The organism is Shimia sp. CNT1-13L.2 (genome assembly GCF_024331145.1).
GTDB lineage: Bacteria > Pseudomonadota > Alphaproteobacteria > Rhodobacterales > Rhodobacteraceae > Shimia.
The window spans coordinates 17,434-34,688 of record NZ_JANDJO010000013.1 but is presented as its reverse complement, the minus strand read 5'-3'; the positions used below and the strand labels follow the sequence as shown (position 1 = coordinate 34,688).

Annotated in this window: 20 protein-coding genes; 2 read left to right on the top strand and 18 right to left on the bottom strand. The window is 59.1% G+C overall.

From position 1 onward, the window contains the following. Window positions 1–116: 116 nt before the first annotated feature. The 6 genes from NNA36_RS18680 to NNA36_RS18655 all read right to left on the bottom strand — a co-directional run bounded on the left by NNA36_RS18680 (window position 117) and on the right by NNA36_RS18655 (window position 5,684). Entirely contained in the window at window positions 117–824 is a 708-nt protein-coding gene (locus NNA36_RS18680) for an ATP12 family chaperone protein (RefSeq protein ID WP_255109987.1), read from the bottom strand. After that, window positions 821–1,501, bottom strand: a complete 681-nt coding sequence (locus NNA36_RS18675; RefSeq protein WP_255109929.1) for an HAD-IA family hydrolase — start codon at window positions 1,499–1,501, stop codon at window positions 821–823. Before NNA36_RS18675 ends, NNA36_RS18680 begins: the two co-directional genes overlap by 4 nt. After that, window positions 1,498–2,541 (bottom strand): RluA family pseudouridine synthase, encoded by a 1,044-nt coding sequence (locus NNA36_RS18670; RefSeq protein WP_255109927.1) that lies wholly within the window; start codon window positions 2,539–2,541, stop codon window positions 1,498–1,500. Before NNA36_RS18670 ends, NNA36_RS18675 begins: the two co-directional genes overlap by 4 nt. Then, window positions 2,538–2,915: a fluoride efflux transporter CrcB gene (crcB, locus tag NNA36_RS18665; RefSeq protein ID WP_255109924.1), complete on the bottom strand. Its 378-nt coding sequence runs from the start codon at window positions 2,913–2,915 to the stop codon at window positions 2,538–2,540. Before crcB ends, NNA36_RS18670 begins: the two co-directional genes overlap by 4 nt. Window positions 2,916–2,993: 78 nt before the next feature. Further along, entirely contained in the window at window positions 2,994–4,304 is a 1,311-nt protein-coding gene (locus tag NNA36_RS18660) for a replication-associated recombination protein A (protein WP_255109921.1), read from the bottom strand. Between the two features lie 3 nt (window positions 4,305–4,307). Beyond that, on the bottom strand, window positions 4,308–5,684 hold the full coding sequence (locus NNA36_RS18655) for a trypsin-like peptidase domain-containing protein (protein WP_255109919.1): 1,377 nt from the start codon (window positions 5,682–5,684) through the stop codon (window positions 4,308–4,310). Window positions 5,685–5,957: 273 nt separating this feature from the next. Here NNA36_RS18655 and NNA36_RS18650 point away from each other — a divergent pair, with 273 nt between their 5' ends. Then, entirely contained in the window at window positions 5,958–6,914 is a 957-nt protein-coding gene (locus NNA36_RS18650; RefSeq protein WP_255109917.1) for a TAXI family TRAP transporter solute-binding subunit, read from the top strand. Window positions 6,915–6,923: 9 nt separating this feature from the next. Here the strand turns inward: NNA36_RS18650 and NNA36_RS18645 are convergent, their stop codons facing one another. The 10 genes from NNA36_RS18645 to rplO form a co-directional block, all read right to left on the bottom strand. Continuing rightward, the gene (locus NNA36_RS18645; protein ID WP_255109914.1) at window positions 6,924–7,979 is read right to left on the bottom strand and encodes a TauD/TfdA family dioxygenase; all 1,056 of its coding nucleotides are present in this window, start codon (window positions 7,977–7,979) and stop codon (window positions 6,924–6,926) included. An 83-nt stretch (window positions 7,980–8,062) separates the two neighbouring features. Continuing rightward, on the bottom strand, window positions 8,063–9,382 hold the full coding sequence (locus NNA36_RS18640; RefSeq protein WP_255109911.1) for a ferric reductase-like transmembrane domain-containing protein: 1,320 nt from the start codon (window positions 9,380–9,382) through the stop codon (window positions 8,063–8,065). 175 nt (window positions 9,383–9,557) lie between these two features. Continuing rightward, a complete protein-coding gene (gene rplQ, locus NNA36_RS18635) occupies window positions 9,558–9,983 on the bottom strand; it encodes a 50S ribosomal protein L17 (RefSeq protein WP_255109909.1) in 426 nt (141 codons plus the stop codon). A gap of 137 nt (window positions 9,984–10,120) precedes the next feature. Then, window positions 10,121–11,137 carry a DNA-directed RNA polymerase subunit alpha gene (locus tag NNA36_RS18630; protein WP_255109906.1) on the bottom strand — a complete coding sequence of 339 codons (1,017 nt, stop codon included), beginning with the start codon at window positions 11,135–11,137 and terminating at the stop codon, window positions 10,121–10,123. A gap of 114 nt (window positions 11,138–11,251) precedes the next feature. Further along, window positions 11,252–11,641 carry a 30S ribosomal protein S11 gene (rpsK, locus tag NNA36_RS18625; protein WP_108857342.1) on the bottom strand — a complete coding sequence of 130 codons (390 nt, stop codon included), beginning with the start codon at window positions 11,639–11,641 and terminating at the stop codon, window positions 11,252–11,254. Between the two features lie 14 nt (window positions 11,642–11,655). Further along, window positions 11,656–12,024 carry a 30S ribosomal protein S13 gene (gene rpsM / locus NNA36_RS18620; protein WP_255109904.1) on the bottom strand — a complete coding sequence of 123 codons (369 nt, stop codon included), beginning with the start codon at window positions 12,022–12,024 and terminating at the stop codon, window positions 11,656–11,658. 221 nt (window positions 12,025–12,245) lie between these two features. Beyond that, window positions 12,246–12,629: a hypothetical protein gene (locus NNA36_RS18615; protein ID WP_255109902.1), complete on the bottom strand. Its 384-nt coding sequence runs from the start codon at window positions 12,627–12,629 to the stop codon at window positions 12,246–12,248. Between the two features lie 72 nt (window positions 12,630–12,701). Next, window positions 12,702–13,280 (bottom strand): adenylate kinase, encoded by a 579-nt coding sequence (locus NNA36_RS18610; RefSeq protein ID WP_255109899.1) that lies wholly within the window; start codon window positions 13,278–13,280, stop codon window positions 12,702–12,704. Beyond that, window positions 13,277–14,638, bottom strand: a complete 1,362-nt coding sequence (gene secY / locus NNA36_RS18605) for a preprotein translocase subunit SecY (protein WP_255109897.1) — start codon at window positions 14,636–14,638, stop codon at window positions 13,277–13,279. The genes NNA36_RS18610 and secY overlap by 4 nt, the downstream gene beginning before the upstream one ends. Window positions 14,639–14,756: 118 nt before the next feature. Further along, window positions 14,757–15,218: a 50S ribosomal protein L15 gene (rplO, locus tag NNA36_RS18600; RefSeq protein WP_255109895.1), complete on the bottom strand. Its 462-nt coding sequence runs from the start codon at window positions 15,216–15,218 to the stop codon at window positions 14,757–14,759. A 185-nt stretch (window positions 15,219–15,403) separates the two neighbouring features. Between rplO and NNA36_RS18595 the strand changes: the two genes are divergently transcribed. Beyond that, complete coding sequence (locus NNA36_RS18595; RefSeq protein WP_255109892.1) at window positions 15,404–16,540, top strand: adenylate/guanylate cyclase domain-containing protein; 1,137 nt, start codon at window positions 15,404–15,406, stop codon at window positions 16,538–16,540. Between the two features lie 71 nt (window positions 16,541–16,611). Here the strand turns inward: NNA36_RS18595 and NNA36_RS18590 are convergent, their stop codons facing one another. Beyond that, entirely contained in the window at window positions 16,612–16,812 is a 201-nt protein-coding gene (locus NNA36_RS18590; protein WP_255109889.1) for a DUF1127 domain-containing protein, read from the bottom strand. A gap of 179 nt (window positions 16,813–16,991) precedes the next feature. Beyond that, complete coding sequence (locus tag NNA36_RS18585; protein WP_255109887.1) at window positions 16,992–17,189, bottom strand: hypothetical protein; 198 nt, start codon at window positions 17,187–17,189, stop codon at window positions 16,992–16,994. Window positions 17,190–17,255: the final 66 nt, after the last annotated feature.

The following is a 17,255-nucleotide window of genomic DNA, read 5'->3' as shown; positions in this document are numbered from 1 at the left end:
CTCAGCATGGACCAGTTTGGTCGCATTCATCGCGAAACGTCAAGAGCCGTATCACAGAATACAATTAATGCGAGCAGGCTCTCGGGAAGTCGGTAAGTATCGGACAAAATGGCCGGTTAATGCGACATTTTGAAAAAGCGTTCGGCGTTCAGGAAGGCCCGAAATTTCACTTCGGCTTGCTCTGCTGCCTCTTCGTCAACGCCCCACTGCTCTTCTTGCCAGGTTTCATCAATGCGCGACAAAGCCCAAATCTCTTCCGGCGCCCGGAATTCTCTTGCGGCAGCGAATCCAAGCACCAGGGAACCCGAAATGCTAACGAGATCGTGAAAGGCCGCCAGCTCGAAATTGTCGAGTGCATGAACCGCAGACCGCAGACGTTCTAGAGAGGCTTCATCCTGTGGTTGGTGCATGATTCCCGCAACAGGCACGAGCTTTGCCCCGAACTCCTGTTCCGCCCAGCGCAGAAGAGGATCCCAAGCATTGGCCTGACGCGCGACCAGCTCTTCCGGAGATGTCGCCCGATAGCATAGCAGATCGCTTCCGCCGTATTCCGCCAGCATGTCCGCGACCTCAGCATGTTGAACAGCCACCTTGTCGATTGCAGCATTGGCCGAGCGTGTCACGGGCATTGATGTTGGGTCAACTTCACCATCCTGCGCACGCCATTCTTCGGCAATGGCCTCGGCCATCTCCTGAGTGGGCACAACAAGCGATGCCTTGGCCGGTGTCTTCAACGCACGACCATCCAGGCGCACAGTAAACCCATCGCCCTCTGCCTCGACTGTCGTTTCTTTCCAGAAAACTTTCTTTGCCCAACCACTCATGTGTCCATTCCCCAAATACGTTCAATTGCGGACGGAAGCTGGTGAAAAGAATCGATCACCACATCCGCAAAGTGCAGCGCGTCGACGGGGTGATATCCCCAGCTCACGCCAATTGCTTTCATTCCGGCGGCACGCGCCATTTCCATGTCGAAACTGGTGTCGCCAACCATTACCGCCTGCGATGCCTCTACCCCTGTATCTGCCAAAGAGGCCTGCAACATCGACGGATGCGGCTTGGAGGGGTGAAAGTCGGCGACTTGTTCGGTCACAAAGGTCTTCTGCAGTCCGTGGCCTTCCAGAAGCTTGTCCAGCCCTCTGCGCGACTTCCCGGTTGCGACGCCCAGCAGCACGTCATCCTGTACTGCCAGGGTATCCAGCACATCGCGTGCTCCAGGATAAAGCGGAGAGGAATTCGACGTACCCACAGCCTCGCGCAGTTCGAAATAGGCCTGCTTATAGCCGTCCACTAGGGCAAAGTGTTGTTCACGTGCGAGATCGGGCGCTAAACGGGGCATTGCCACGTCAAGCGACAACCCGACAATCCCGAGGATGTCTTCCCGGCTTGGGGCCGTCTCACCGATTCCGTGAAAGGCCTGCGTCATTGCGGCGAGGATATCGCCCTGGCTATCCACAAGGGTGCCATCGACGTCAAACACCACAAGGCGCAGATCGGTCATCGAAGTTCCTCGAAAGGATCGTCGGCGGCAAGGTCAGGCGTCCAACCAAAGGTTTCCCAGGTCCGCGCCATATGTTCAGGAAGCTCGGCAGTGACCGTCATGACCTTGCGCGTTTCAGGGTGTTCAAAGGTCATCGAACGCGCGTGCAGATGCAGCTTGTTCGAAATGATCCCACCCATCTGGGCGCCCCATCCATCCCCAAGGTTCTCTTGCGCCGATCCACCATATTTCCCGTCACCGGCAATCGGATGCCCGATCTCGGCCATATGGGCGCGTAACTGGTGCGTACGTCCGGTAATCGGCTCCATCGCGACCCATGCGGCGCGGCTCGCCACGCGGAAAAGCGTCGCGTATTGGGTAATGGCACGTTTGGCGCCCGGCGTGTCCGCCACATCGCGCGGATGCACGCATAGCATCTTTTCGCCTTCACCTCGCCGCCCATGCCCCGGCGCCTTGACCAGGCCATACTTGATTTCGCCAAGGTACGGTGTCGGCACCCCGGCCACCACGGCCCAATAAATCTTGCGCGTTTCCTTGTGGCGCAGCGAAGCTGTCAACGCGCTTGCCGCCTGACGCGTACGCGCAAGAAGCAGAAGTCCGGATGTATCCTTGTCGAGACGGTGCACAAGACGCGGTTTTTCGTCGTAATCGAATTTCAGAGCCTCCGCCAAACCATCCACGTGTTTGGTTTGCTTGCTACCGCCCTGTGTCGCCAATCCCGGAGGTTTGTTGATCACGATGACCTGATCGTCTTTGTAGATCACGCAATCGCGGATCATCCGCGCATCCTTGTCCGACACACGGGGAGCCACCCGCTCTGGCTGTGCGCCCGGCTCCGGCAGAGGCGGAATGCGAACCTGCTGTCCGGCTTCAAGGCGCGTTGCGGGTTTTGCCCGCGCCCCATCTACGCGCAGTTCGCCTTTGCGACACATCTTTTCGATGCGGATCTGGTTCACATGGGGAAACATGCGGCGCAACCAGCGGTCCAGCCGTTGATCTGCATCGTCAGCGGCGACCTCAATGGTCTGTACTCGGCTCATGTCAAAATCCCTCTTGCCACCCAAAGGCCCAGGAACAACGCCCCGATAGACCCAACAACCGAGATCAAAACGTACAAAGCCGCAGCTCCGGTCTGACCCCGCTCAAACAGGTTCACGGCCTCCAGTGAGAATGCCGAGAACGTGGTAAACCCTCCAAGGAAACCCGTCATCACCAAAGGCGACAGATGCGTCTGGCTGCGTTGCGCGGCCCAAACGACGAATGCGCCCATCAGGAAAGACCCGATGATGTTGACGGTGATCACCCCAAGCGGAAACCCATGCCCGACAAGCCGGGTCACCCCGATGCCGGTCAAATAGCGCAAACAGGCACCGGTTGCTCCGCCAAGAGCCACATATGCAAGGGTTGTTACCATCGCCCGTCTCTCACCCGCGCTGCCCTGATTGTCAAGCAAAGCAAGGGCGCGGAGGGCTTCGCGATCTCGGAGTGAACCCTAACCGTTACGCTTGCTGCGCAGATTCGAGAAATAGTCCAGTCGCCGCTTCAACTCGCGTTCGAAGCCTCGCTCGACCGGGGTGTAGATCACCGGACGTTTCAAACCATCCGGGAAATAGTTCTGACCGGAGAACCCGTCTTCTGCGTCATGGTCGTATTGATATCCGGCACCATAGCCCTGCTCTTCCATCAACCGCGTCGGGGCATTCAGGATGTGTTTTGGCGGCGGCTCGGAACCGGTTTTCTTGGCCGTGCGCATGGCTTCCTTGTAAGCGGCATAGCCCGCGTTCGATTTGGGAGCGAGCGCCAGATAGAGCACGGCCTGCGCGAGGGCCAGCTCTCCCTCGGGGCTCCCGAGGCGTTCATAGGTCTCCCAGCTTTGAAGACAGACGGCCTGAGCCTGGGGATCAGCCAATCCAATGTCCTCCACCGCCATCCTGGTGATCCTCCGCGCAAGAAACCGCGGATCTTCGCCGCCCGCCAGCATCCTTGCAAACCAATACAGCGCCGCATCCGGATCCGAGCCACGTACGGATTTGTGCAGCGCCGAGATCAGGTTGTAGTGCTCGTCCCCACCCTTGTCATACTTTGCTGCCCGCTTCATCAGGCGGTTCGACAGGGCATCTGAATTGAGCTTGCCTTCGACTTTCCAAGCCGAGACCTGTTCGATCAGGTTCAAAAGCGCGCGCCCGTCGCCATCCGCCATCTCCAGCAAAGCTGCGCGCGCATGACCATCCAGAGGCAACGAACGATCCAGCTCTTTTTCGGCTCTTTGGGCAAGCCGTTCGAGATCAGAAAGCGAAAGCCGTTCCAGAACAAGAACTTGGGAGCGGCTGAGTACAGCCGCGTTGAGTTCGAACGACGGGTTTTCCGTCGTCGCGCCCACAAGGAGGATCGTGCCGTCTTCCATGTGCGGCAGGAACCCATCCTGCTGTGCCTTGTTGAAACGATGGATCTCGTCCACGAACAACAAGGTCCCCTGCCCGTTCTGGCGGCGCATCTTGGCCGCCTCGAACACCTTTCGCAGTTCCGGAACACCTGTGAAAATCGCGCTGATCTGTACGAAATGCAGGTTTGTTTCATCCGCAAGAAGGCGGGCAATCGTGGTTTTCCCAACCCCGGGCGGCCCCCAGAAAATCAGGCTCGACAGGCTCCCCGACGCGAGCATCACGCCCAAAGGCGCCTCTGGGCCAAGGACCTGTTCCTGTCCGATCACCTCGCCAAGCGACTTGGGGCGCAGCCTGTCGGCCAATGGCCGAGGCGCCGTGTCTGGGACGGAGGTTGGTGAATTGTCGAACAGGTCAGCCATGAATCAGATCCGGAAACGTGAGACGATCCGTTGACCGCCCCGCAGGATTTCCATCGTCACGCTGCGCGAAGCCTGACGCAAGGCCGATTTCGCATCTGCCGTGGTTTCGATTTCTGTTCCGTCAATCTGGCGCAGCACATCACCCGGGCGCAGACCAAGGCGACCACCGGCCTTACCGGGATTTGTCACAACCACCCCGACAATATTGAGCGGAAGGTTATATTCTGCGATCACCGCGGGGTTGATATTTGAAATCGTCAACTCGGGCAGCGCCGACTTGCGGGTGGTGGTCAATTCCTCACGGTCCGGCGTATCCGGCGCAGCGATCATGGGCACCCGAACGCTGGTAGGTTCGCCGCCCATAATTGCCAGAATGTCGACGTCCTTCCCAATTCCGGCGACAGACATCCGGTAGATCATTTCGGCAGGGGCGTTCACCGGCTGACCTTCAACTTCCAGAATCACGTCGCCCGCCTGCAAGCCTTTGCTTGCAAAGGGGCTTTCCTCATGCAACTCGGAGATCAGCACACCGCCAGGACGCCCCAGACCCAAGGTCTCTGCCAGATCGGAATCTACGGGCTGCCCGCCCATTCCGGCCCAAGGGCGCACGAAATTCGTACCACCAGCGCGCGCCTGTTCGACAAACTGACTCACCAGCGCGGAAGGAATGGCAAAACCGATTCCGTTAGACCCGCCCGATCGCGTGAGGATCGACGTGTTCACCCCCACCAGATCGCCATTCACATCCACCAAAGCCCCGCCCGAGTTGCCGGGGTTGATCGGAGCGTCTGTTTGCAGGAAATACCCGCGGGCGTTGCCGGTGGCGGTGCCGCTGCGGGCTAGGCCGGAGACGATTCCGGAGGTGACGGTTTGGCCGACGCCGAAAGGGTTGCCGATGGCGAGGACGAGTTCGCCGACTTCCACGCTCTCGCTGTCGCGCAAATGGAGGTAGGGCATGTCGCTGGCATCCTGCATCTGAAGGATCGCCAGATCGCTTTCCTGATCCGACAAAAGCACCTTGGCGGAATACTCACGACGGTCGTTCAACTGGACCCGGATGTCGGTCGCCAAGCCGACCACATGATAGTTCGTCACGAGGATTCCATCCTCGGAAAGGATCACGCCAGAACCAAGGGAGTTTTGCACCTTGGGCCGGACACGCCCTTGATTTCGAAAGAGATTTTGAAAAAACGGATCGCCCATGAAGGGGCTTTCACGCACCTCGACCACGCGCTTGGCATAGATGTTCACAACGGCAGGGGCGGCCTGTTTGACCAATGGGGCAAAGCCGAATGCGATCTCGGCCTGTGACTGGGGGATACGGGTCTCGGCCTGGAGCGGCAAGGCAAGCAGAACAAGGGCGGCAATCAAACGAAACATGGGGCCTCCGTGGTGTTTGCCCCAGATATGCGAAGGCCGGGAGAGGATTGCAAGCGTACGCAGCGAATCAGCGAAAAACCCCGTTCGGTATCCCGGCTGTATCATGTCGGTATTACGTCGGTACTGCAGTGCAGAAAGAACCAGATCCGGCACCGTTAACGCGCCGTGCGCCGTTAACAAAGGGTTTCGCCAAACGCAGCCAGTTTGACATCCCGCGGCAATCATCCGATCACTGAACCGTTATCCGATGTCCCAATGTCGAGAGTGCCCGTGATGCCCGCGCCCAAGTTGTTCGCCTCTGCCCTTTTCAGCGCCCTTGTCGCCATGTCTGCCCTGCCGGCGATGGCAGCTGACAAGATCACGATTGGTGCAGGCGCGCGGCAAGGGCTTTACTATCCGACCGGCGAGGCGCTGTGCGGGTTGTTCGAGAACGGCAACAAAGATGTGAAGTGTCGGGTCAAGGCGTCCAAGGGCGGCGCGGCGAACCTTCGGGGCATCAACCGCGGCAAAATCGAGTTTGGCATGGTGCCTTCCGACTGGGCGGGCTGGGCCTATGACGGGAGGTTCAGGTTCAAGGCGTCAGGCGGTGACAAGAGCCTTCGGTCGGTCGTCTCGTTGTTCGACATGCCCCTGACTTTTCTTGTGGCCGGCGAGTCCGAGGTCAAACAACTTTCGGATCTGAAAGGTAAGAAGATCAGCATCGCGGGAATCACGCCGGAAGTGTTCGACGAAATCCGGGCCGTCTATGGATGGGAGATCAGAGATTTTCCCTTCATCGACATCGGCCGCACCCGTGACCGTGCCGGAGCCCTTTGCAAAGGGGAGCTGGATGCGATCCTGTTTCATGTCGCGCATCCAACGGGGCTTGTTCAGAAAGCGGTGCAGACCTGCAAGGCCAAGGTTCTGCCGTTGCCGAGTTCGATCATCAACCGGCTTACGAAATCGTCAAAAGCTTTTGTGAAATCTTCGGTACCGGGGGGAATGTATGCCGGTAACGGCGCCCCGGTTCAGACCATTGCGACCAAGGTTGTCATCCTGTCCCGCGCGGCGGTTGCCGAGGATACGGTCTATGCCTTCGTGAAATCGACCATCGAGAACACCAAGGCGCTGCGCCGGTTGCACCCCGCGCATGACCGGATTCGCGAACGTGCCATGGCCCGCGACGGATTGGTCGCGCCGCTGCATCCCGGCGCGGCGCGGTATTATCGCGAAAGAGGGTGGATCAGGTAGGCGCGTGCCCTAGCCGTCCAACGGCGCATGAAGGCGCGTTTCGCGGGTCACGATGCCGCCGCGATTACCGATCTCGATACTGCCGTATCTTTGCTTGAAACATTCCGGCAGATCCCTGTCGCCCTCGGGTGAGAGCCAGAGGCGAAACAGGTGGCGGCGTTGATCCGGGTCTGGCCAGTCGGTAAAGCCGGTTCGGTCGTGCAGCTGTGAATGGTTGTAGACGAATTGCATGTCGCCGGGCCGAAGCCGCATCTGGATGTGCAACTCTGGATCATTGGCGAGGGTGTCAAACAGATCAAGCGCGGCGACATGGTTCGGGGTCAGGCGCATGGCCTCGGGGAACCGCTGGGCCGAATCGATATACTGGCGCTGGTAGAACACCGTGAGCTTGCCCCCGTGCCAAGTGAGGGGCGGAATGGTCATGTAGGGCTTCATCCCTTCGGGGACTTCGCCGCGGCGGTCCGTGGCGAGCGGGTCGAACAGTTTGTCCAGCAGGTCCGGACGCAGGGCGCGCATCCGGTTGTAGAGTGTTTCCACGCTGACCAAGAGGCTGTCGCCACCTTCCTTGGCTTCTTTCAGACAAAGAAGACCGACGATATCAGCGCTGTCGGTGTGAAAGGTCTGGCGGGCGCTGGTCTGGTAAATCCGGGTATTGGGATCATTGGGATCGGCCCCGACGTTGCGGACGTGGCCAAGGATGTGACCAGCGGCATTCTGGGAGCGGGCCGAGCCAAGGTGCGCCCCGACGCCACAGAAAATCGCGGCGGCCATTTCCTGCGAGTAGGTCTCGATGGGCAATCCGCGCAGGACCTCGAAACCGATGCCGTCGATCAGTTTGCTGCGCAGCCCTGCGAGGTGATCGGCGAAATGCGTGAGCGGAAAGTCCTGTGCGGTGATTTCGCCAATATCACGGCCAAGCGACAGGTAGTGATGGGCCGCCTGTTCGAGGTCATGGATGTCCTGCGGTCCAAGTTCGATGAGCCAGCGTTCGGGGTGGACCTGCATATCGCAGCCCAGCCAGGCGGCGGGGCCAGTGAATTCGACGGGGAGGGTTTCATCACTCATGACGCGTTCCTTGATGCTTCGCCCGGCATGATTGCCCAAGTTTTCTCGCAAAGCAAAAGAGAATACGCGGTGGAGACCGTTGGTTAGCGAGGCAGCCTGTCGGCAAGCCCACGTGGCAGGGTCACGCGTTCAAACAGGATCGCGGCGAACTTGCGCAGGCCGACGCCGGTTCTGATCTCGAACTCTTCGTAGCGGAAACGCTTTCCGGTGATGCCAAGGCGTTCGAAACCCTCCTTGAGGGCAAGGCGCATTTGCTTGGGGCCACAGAAGGACACGACGGTTGTCTCGGCGGCGAGGCCCGCGCGGGCCAGCATGTCTTCGGGGGTGATACGGCCGCTTTGGGTGGATTCGTGCAGGTGCAGGGTCAGGTTTGCGTAGCGTTCGGCCAGGGCGCGGATTTCGGCGAGGTGCGCGGCATCGGCCTCAGATTTTACGCAATAGAAGAGATGGATCTTGCGGCTGTCATCGGCCATGTCATTCGCCCAGGCCAGAAACGGGGTAATGCCGATACCCGCAGCGACCCAGATTTCATCATGCTTGGAGGATTGTCTTTCGAAGTGGCCAAAAGGTCCTTCTAGACGGGCGTTCGTGCCCTCGCGCAGGTCGCGGTGCAGACGGTGGGTGTAGTCCCCAAGACGCGCGACGGTCATGCGGATGCTGCCGCTGTCATCGGGGGCATTGGAAATCGTGAAGGGGTGGGGTTCGGCGCCTGCAAAGCTGACGAAGGCGAACTGCCCCGCACGGTGGCGCATGGGGCGGCTTTGGGGCTGCATGGTGATTTCAAGCGCCGTGCCTGTCTGCGCGACCGACTGAACCTTGTAGCTGCGCGAGGGGCGCATGGAGGCAGGCAGGAGCCGCCAGGCAAAGGCGAGCGTTCCGAGCAGGCAGAAGGCAGAGGCGTAGAGGCCCAGCGGATCACCGTTCTTGAAGGGTTTGAGGATGAAGAGATAGTGGAAGGCCCCGGCGAGGAAGAACCCGCCCATGAAGCGGTGGGTCCAGCGCCAGAGGTGGTAGGGAATGAAGGTGGCGACCGTGATCACCACGAGGATCAGGAGGCCATAGAGGCTCAGTTCGCCAAGGGTTTCGGCGAGTTCCTCAAGCATCGACTGGCGGCCAAGGCTGTTCATCTCGGCATCGACGGTGTCGTGGATCAACAGGAAGAGCATCGACAGGATGCCCAGCCATTTGTGCACGACATAGCTCTGGTCGAGACCGCCGAAGAGCCACTCCACGGGTGCAAGCCGCGTGGCGATCAGCTGGACGATGGCCATGCCGATGAGGGCGGCGATGCCCATGTACTGGCTGAACAGGGCGATGCTGTCGCGGTTGGCGGCGATTTCGGGGAACCAGACGAAGGGAAACAGGATGGCGACGGCCGAAAGAAGGATGCCAAGAAGTCTCATGAATGTCTGTCCCCTGTTGTCAGGATCGTGTCCGGTTGCGCGGTGACTGTGTGGGCGACGGGGGGGCGGTGTGTCAACAGGGTAGGATGCCCCAACGTCACGTGGCGGGGTATAGAAACGAAAAAGCCCCGCTCGGAGACCGAGCGGGGCCAGAACCGGGATATTCCCGACATTCTTATGCTTCTTCGGCTGCTGCTTCTTCAGCGGCAACGCGTGCCTTGTCGGCGGCGCCTTTGGCGTCGACGTCGCGGTCAACGAATTCGATGATCGCCATCGGTGCCATGTCGCCATAGCGGAAACCGGCTTTCAGGATACGGACGTAGCCGCCCTGACGCTCGGCGTAGCGCGGGCCCAGAACGTCGAACAGTTTCGAAACGTACTGGTCTTCCTTGAGGCGCGATGCGGCCTGACGGCGGGCGTGCAGGTCGCCTTTTTTCGCCAGGGTGATCAGTTTTTCAACGATCGGACGCAGTTCTTTTGCCTTGGGCAGGGTGGTTTTGATTTGCTCGTGCTCGATGAGCGAGCCAGCCATGTTTGCAAACAGGGCCTTGCGGTGCTCGTGAGTACGGTTCAGGCGGCGGTAGCCTTTTGCGTGACGCATTGTTCAGTTCCTTCTTCGCGTTTTGCTTTGTCCGGCACCCGATGCGTGTCGGGTGCTCACCTTGGGGCGGAAGTGCCCATGTATTCCCCGGCTGTCCGGGCATTTGATGGAGGGACCGAGGGGACCCTCCGTATTCTTTAGAAGCTGTCTTCGAACTTCTTGGCCAGATCTTCGATGTTGTCCGGCGGCCAGTCCTCGACGTCCATGCCCAGGTGCAGGCCCATGCCCGAGAGAACTTCTTTGATCTCGTTGAGCGACTTGCGGCCGAAGTTCGGGGTGCGGAGCATCTCGGCTTCGGTTTTCTGGATAAGATCGCCGATGTAGACGATGTTGTCGTTCTTGAGGCAGTTTGCCGAACGGACAGACAGTTCCAGCTCGTCCACTTTCTTGAGCAGAAGCGGGTTGAACTCGAGACCATCGTCTTCTTCCTGACGGCCTGCCGACTCGGGCTCTTCGAAGTTCACGAAGATGGTCAGCTGGTCCTGAAGGATGCGGGCTGCATAGGCAACTGCGTCCTCGGGGGTGATCGAACCGTCGGTTTCCACTTTCATGGTCAGTTTGTCATAGTCGAGAACCTGACCTTCGCGGGTCGGCTGCACGTCATAGGACACTTTCTTGACCGGCGAGTAGATCGCATCGATCGGGATCAGGCCGATGGGGGCATCTTCCGGCTTGTTCTTGTCAGCCGAAACGTAGCCTTTACCGGTGTTCACAGTCAGTTCCATGAACAGGTCGGCACCGTCGTCGAGGTGGCAGATCACGTGATCCTTGTTCAGGATCTCGATACCCGCGCTGTCGGAGATGTCAGCAGCAGTCACGGCACCCGGACCTTTGGCCTGGATCGAGAGGCGCTTGGGGCCTTCGACTTCCATGCGCAGGCTTACGCCCTTGAGGTTCAGGATAACGTCGGTCACGTCTTCACGCACACCGGCGACAGACGAGAACTCGTGGAGAACGTTGTCGATCTGAACCGAAGTGATGGCCGCGCCTTGCAGCGACGACATCAGAACGCGGCGCAGCGCGTTGCCGAGTGTAAGACCAAAGCCACGCTCGAGCGGCTCGGCAACAACAGTTGCCTGGCGCGCGGGATCGTTGCCCGGCTTCACATCGAGCTGGGTCGGCTTGATAAGTTCTGCCCAATTCTTGTGGATCATGCGTCCCTCCATTCCTGTCTAGCCCCCATGTCCAAAAGGGTCAGACTCCCGAGGTTTCAAAACGGCGAACTGGGGCCGTGAAAATCACGCGGCCCCAGAGATAAATAATGTCGATTAGACGCGGCGGCGCTTCGGCGGGCGGCAGCCGTTGTGCGCGATCGGGGTCACATCACGGATCGAGGTGATGTTGAAGCCGATTGCGGCCAGGGCGCGCAGTGCCGATTCACGACCCGAACCCGGACCTTGTACTTCGACCTCAAGGGTCTTCACGCCGTGTTCCTGAGCCTTCTTGCCTGCGTCTTCAGCAGCCATCTGAGCGGCATAGGGGGTCGACTTACGCGAGCCTTTGAAGCCCATGGTGCCGGCCGACGACCACGAGATCGCGTTGCCCTGTACGTCCGAGATGAGGATCTTGGTGTTGTTGAACGAAGAGTTCACGTGGGCAACGCCCGATGCGATGTTCTTACGCTCTTTACGCTTAGTGCGAGTCTTATCACGTGCCATTGATCAAGCCCCCCTTATTTCTTCTTGCCGGCGATCGGCTTCGCCGGGCCCTTACGGGTGCGGGCGTTGGTGTGGGTACGCTGACCGCGAACCGGCAGGTTACGACGGTGGCGCAGGCCACGGTAGCAGCCCAGGTCCATCAGGCGTTTGATGTTCATTTGCACTTCGCGGCGCAGGTCACCTTCTACGGTGTAGTTTGCGTCGATGTGCTCGCGGATCGAAAGAACCTCGGCGTCCGACAGTTCGTTGACGCGACGGGTTGCTTCGATGTTCACGGCTTCGCAGATGGCTTTCGCCGATGCGGGGCCGATTCCGGTGATGTAGGTGAGGGCGATAGGTACCCGCTTTGCAGTCGGGATGTTTACGCCGGCAATACGTGCCACGTGTCACTTTCCTTTTCGTTGCGGTTCCGTAGTTCCGGAACCTTTTTTCACAACGTAAGCCCGACGCGTTTTCCGCCGGGCCTCAGCTGATCCAGGTGATCTGCCTAGGGGGAGCGACCCCGTCGGCGATATGATTCTCATGAAGAGATGGTGCTGGGTATTTGGAAATTCTTCACAGGTCAACCCCATTCGGGCAAAACCCTGACGTTCCGCCCAAAGACCTAGGGACAGAGTGAAAACACATGCCCTTCGGAGGCTTCTCCTTCATGGACATATACGAGATTCGGCTCGTTGTTGTACATCCGAAAGGCAAAGATCGTTGGGGTGATATAGGGCCCAGGTTCCTCGCAGAATCCAAGGCGGACCTGGGTTGAGGCATCCTCGGTCCAATCGAACACGATGGCAGGGGCGAACTCGCAGTAATACTCGATGGAGTCCATGCCGTCGCGGGTCAGGATCATCGCGCCGTCGGCAACGGCGCTGATCACATCGTTGCCCCCTTCGCCGCTTCTCAAGGCGGTGCAGGCGACAGGGTCATCGACAAATTGAAGCGGGTTGGCCTGTGCCGTTGTCGCCAGGATGGTGAATAGAAGTGCCCTGAACATGAAAAGACCCCCGGGATTATCCTCGGGGGTCAGTCTATCTTGGTTGTGTGATTTCCCGCAGGAAATTCTGGCTCAGGCGTCGAGGATGCCTGCGATGGCGCCTTTGACCTCGTCGATGGTGCCAAGACCGTCGATCGACTTGAGGTTGCCCTTGGCGTGGTAATACCCGATCAGCGGCGAGGTCTTCTTGTAGTATTCCATCAGGCGGATCTTGAGGCTTTCCTCGTTGTCATCCGCACGGGCGGTGCCACCGGCGGCAACCGCTTCGGCGGCACGGCCAACGATACGGTCGACCAGCACGTCATCGTTGACCTGCATTTCGATCACGACGTCGAGTTTTTCGCCGAATTCCTTCAGCAGCTCTTCGAGTGCATCTGCCTGGGCCAGGGTGCGCGGGAAGCCATCAAAGATGAAGCCGCCCTTTTTGTCGCCTTCGAGCTTTTCACGGATCAGGCCGATCACGATCTCGTCGGTGACCAGTTCGCCCTTGTCCATGACCTCGGCGACGATCTTGCCCATCTCGGTGCCCGACGTCTTGGCTGCGCGCAGCATGTCACCGGTCGAGAGCTGGATCATGTCGCGGCCTTCCACGAGAAAACCGGCCTGAGTTCCTTTGCCCGCGCCGGGCGGTCCAAGCAGAATAATGTTCATCGACGTGCAGGTCCCTTACGCTTGCGCTTGCGGCCCTTGCCGGACAGCTGCGACTTTTCGATCAGCCCTTCGTACTGGTGGGCCAGTAGGTGGCTCTGAACCTGTTGGATGGTGTCCATGGTCACGGAGACCACGATCAGAACCGAGGTGCCGCCAAAATAGAAGGGGATCGCCAGCTGTCCACGAAGGATTTCAGGCAAGAGACAAACTGCCGCAAGATAGGCCGCGCCCAGAACCAGGATGCGGTTCACGACGTACTCGAGATACTCGGCGGTCTTCTTGCCCGGACGGATGCCCGGTACAAAGCCGTTCTGGTTCTTCAGGTTGTCGGCAACTTCATCCGGCTTGAACGACACGTTGAAGGTGTAGAAGTAAGCGAAGAAGACGATCATCAGGGTGAAGAACGCGAGGTAGAGCGGCTGACCGGGGCCGAAGTAGGCCAGCAGCGTCGACATGATCGGGCTGGTCTGGTTGCCCGAGAAGGTCGAGATCGTGGTCGGCAGCAGCAGCAGCGACGAGGCAAAGATCGCCGGGATAACGCCCGCCGGGTTTACCTTGACCGGCAGGTGGCTGGAGCCGCCGTCATAGACCTTCATGCCCACCTGGCGGCGGGGATACTGAATGTGAACCTTGCGCAGCGCGCGCTCCATGAAGACCACGAAGGCAATCACGGCGACGACCATCACGATCACACCGATGATCACGGCAGGCGAGATGGCGCCCGAACGGCCCTGGCTGAAGAACTGTGCGAGAGCGGCGGGAACCTCGGCGATGATGCCGACGAAGATGATCAGAGAGATACCGTTGCCGATGCCGCGCTGGGTGATCTGTTCGCCCAGCCACATCAGGAACATTGTGCCGCCTACGAGGGTGATCATGCAGGCCACACGGAAGAACATGCCCGGGTCAGTCACCAGTTCGCCGGCCTCAAGCGACACCGCGAGACCATAGGATTGCAACGTGGCAAGAGCGACGGTGCCGTAACGGGTGTACTGGTTGATCTTCTTGCGTCCCTGCTCGCCCTCTTTCTTGAGTTGCTCAAGCGCGGGCACCATCGAGGTCAGAAGCTGAACGATGATCGAGGCCGAGATATAGGGCATGATGCCCAGAGCAAAGATGCCCATGCGCCCCAGTGCGCCACCGGTGAACATGGTCAGGATGCCGCCGATGCCTTGCGCTGCGCTTTCCATGAAGTCACGCAGGGCTGCGCCGTCGATGCCGGGCACGGGAATGTAGGTGCCAAGGCGGTAGACGATCAGCAAGCCCAGTGTGAACAGGATGCGATTGCGAAGATCGGTGGCTTTACCAAGCGCGGCCCAGCTTGTGTTGGCCGCCATTTGCTCTGCTGCAGATACCATCAGGATCTCTCTGTTGAATAAGAACGCCGCCAGAACCGTTTTCCGGTTTGGCGGCGTTTGGAAAACTCAAGGATATGTAAGCGGCATGGCGGCCGCTCACAACCTGTTAATTTGCCGCTTACGCGGTTTTGACTTTCAGCGAGCCGCCAGCTTTTTCTACGGCTTCGATGGCCGATTTCGAGGCGCCGGTCACGTCCAGCTCAACCTTGGCAGTTACGTCGCCTTTGGCCAGAACGCGGATACCGTCGAGGGTGCGGCGAACCAGACCCGAAGCAACCAGTGCTTCTTCGGTGATGGTTTCCGAGGCGTTCAGCTTGCCTTCGTCGATGAATTTCTGGATCAGGCCCAGGTTAACGACTGCGAATTTCTTGCGGTTCGGCTTGTTGAAGCCACGCTTTGGCAGACGTTGGTAGAGGGGCATTTGGCCGCCTTCGTAGCCGTTGATGGCTACACCCGAACGCGACTTTTGACCTTTGATACCACGGCCACCCATTTTACCTTTGCCGGAGCCGGGACCACGGCCAACGCGCATGCGTTTCTTGGTTGCGCCGGGATTGTCGCGCAGTTCGTGCAGTTTCATATCGCTTCTCCTTTGCCGGAACTGACCCCTGAAGCGTAAGCGGGTCAAACACGGCTTTTCTTGCTTGTTGATTCTGTGACCCAGTTGGCCACCGGGGGGCTATAGACGCCTTTGTGGGTTGATGCAAGCGTCAGGGCAGCTGTCTTGCGTTTTGGAAAGGACGGCAATTCACCTACATTTGGCCAATGACATGGAATCATGAAACCGTTACCGGGTGGCTCTTACGCGAAGGCCCTGCCCTGCCGAACCTCGAAGCTGTCACATACGCCTTGGCCGACAAGTTGGTCGAGGCAGGTTTGCCTTTGTGGCGGTTTCGCCTTGCGATGCGCACCACACATCCTCTTGTCACGGCCATAAGCACAATCTGGGAGCGTGAAACCGGCCCTCAGGACGTGTTTGTCAGCCCGCATGGACTTGAGCAGCGTAGCGCATTTGCCGGTAGTCCCATGCAGCAGATAACGGCAACCCGGGCGCCTCTGCATCGTAACCTGTCAACCCTGACTTCTGACGATCACCTGGCCTTTCACGAATTGCGCGAACGCGGAGCGACCGACTACTTCGGCTTGCCGCTTGTCTACGGAGACCACATGAGCGGGATCATGATTGCCGTTACGGATGATCCAGAGGGGTTTTCCGAACATGATTGTGCTGGCTTGATCGAAGTGTCGAGAATCGTCTCTCCGCTCGTGGAAGTCAGGCGACTTACAGTTCTGTCGCGCGCCGTGGCCAGCGCCTACCTTGGCCCCTCGACCGGACAGAGAGTCTTGGGCGGAGACATAACCCGTGGACAAGTTGACCGACTGGATGCCGCAATCCTGATGAGCGATCTGCGCGGTTGGACGCGTTTGAATGCCGAACGGCCGGTCGAAGAGGCCGTGGAGATCGCCAATGCCTATTTCGAAATACTGGATACGGCGGTGCGGGAGCATGATGGGGAAATTCTGAAATTCATGGGAGACGGCGTATTGGCCGTTTTTCCGGTTAGCGAAAGTGCTGAAGCGGCAGCGCGAAGTGCGACAGAGACCGCCCGAAAGTCCCTTTCGCAGCAGACCGATGAGATCCAGTTCGGGATCGGGCTGCATATCGGGAATGTACTCTATGGAAACACCGGGTCCGAGCGACGGTTGGACTTTACCGTCATGGGCAACGCTGTAAATCTTGCGGCCCGTATCGAAGCCCTGTGTGGACAGGTCGGTCTGCCTTTGCTGATGTCACCAGAGTTTGCCGATCTTGTTGAAGGAAAGACACGGCTTGTCGGAGCCTTTGATCTCAAGGGAGTCACACAGCCGATAGACATCTTTTCCCTAGTTTTTCCCACCTAAACACAAAACGCCCCGCAGTGTCCTGCGAGGCGCTTTTATTCCGGTGCCCTGATGGGCTTGTGTCCGCGGGCTTAGCCCTTGGCGACGGCTGCGATCTCTTCGCGGCGCAGACCGATGTCTTCCAGCTCGCGGTCGCTCAGAGCCGAAAGCTCGCGGTAGGTGCGGATGGCGTCGCGGCGTTTGGCGATTGCCAGCATGAGATCTTCAACGCCATGGCTGATGCGGCCAAAAAGGTCGTAGCCTGCGTCTGCTTTGGTTGCGATGTAGAACATGTCTTTTTTCCTGTGAGTGAGACCGGTCGGCGGGCCGGCACATTGCCTTCTGGCTATGGCGGTCATTTAGGGGGCGGCCTCTGATTCAACAACTGCTGAAAAATCAACGCCGCCATGCGTTTGCTGCATATAAATCCGGCAGTTTGAAAACTTTTTGCCGGTATCGGTTTTGCAGCGTTTTACTTGCCCTGCTGGCCGTTCAAGTAGTCGGTCCAGTAGGGAACGGGTTCTGCGGCTGCCAGCGCCTTGATGCGGCGTGCCAGGGTGACGATCGGTTTCAGGATCACGGTGAAGCGGGTCGGTTGTACGGCGAGGTCGGCCATCGGGTTTTCCATGTATTGGGTGATGTTTTGTGTTGGCGCGGTCTTTAAGCCCACGCTTTCCAAAGCACCAACGCCAATCCCGCAACCCTGCCTTGCCGGAAATGCAACGCTTGTTAACGA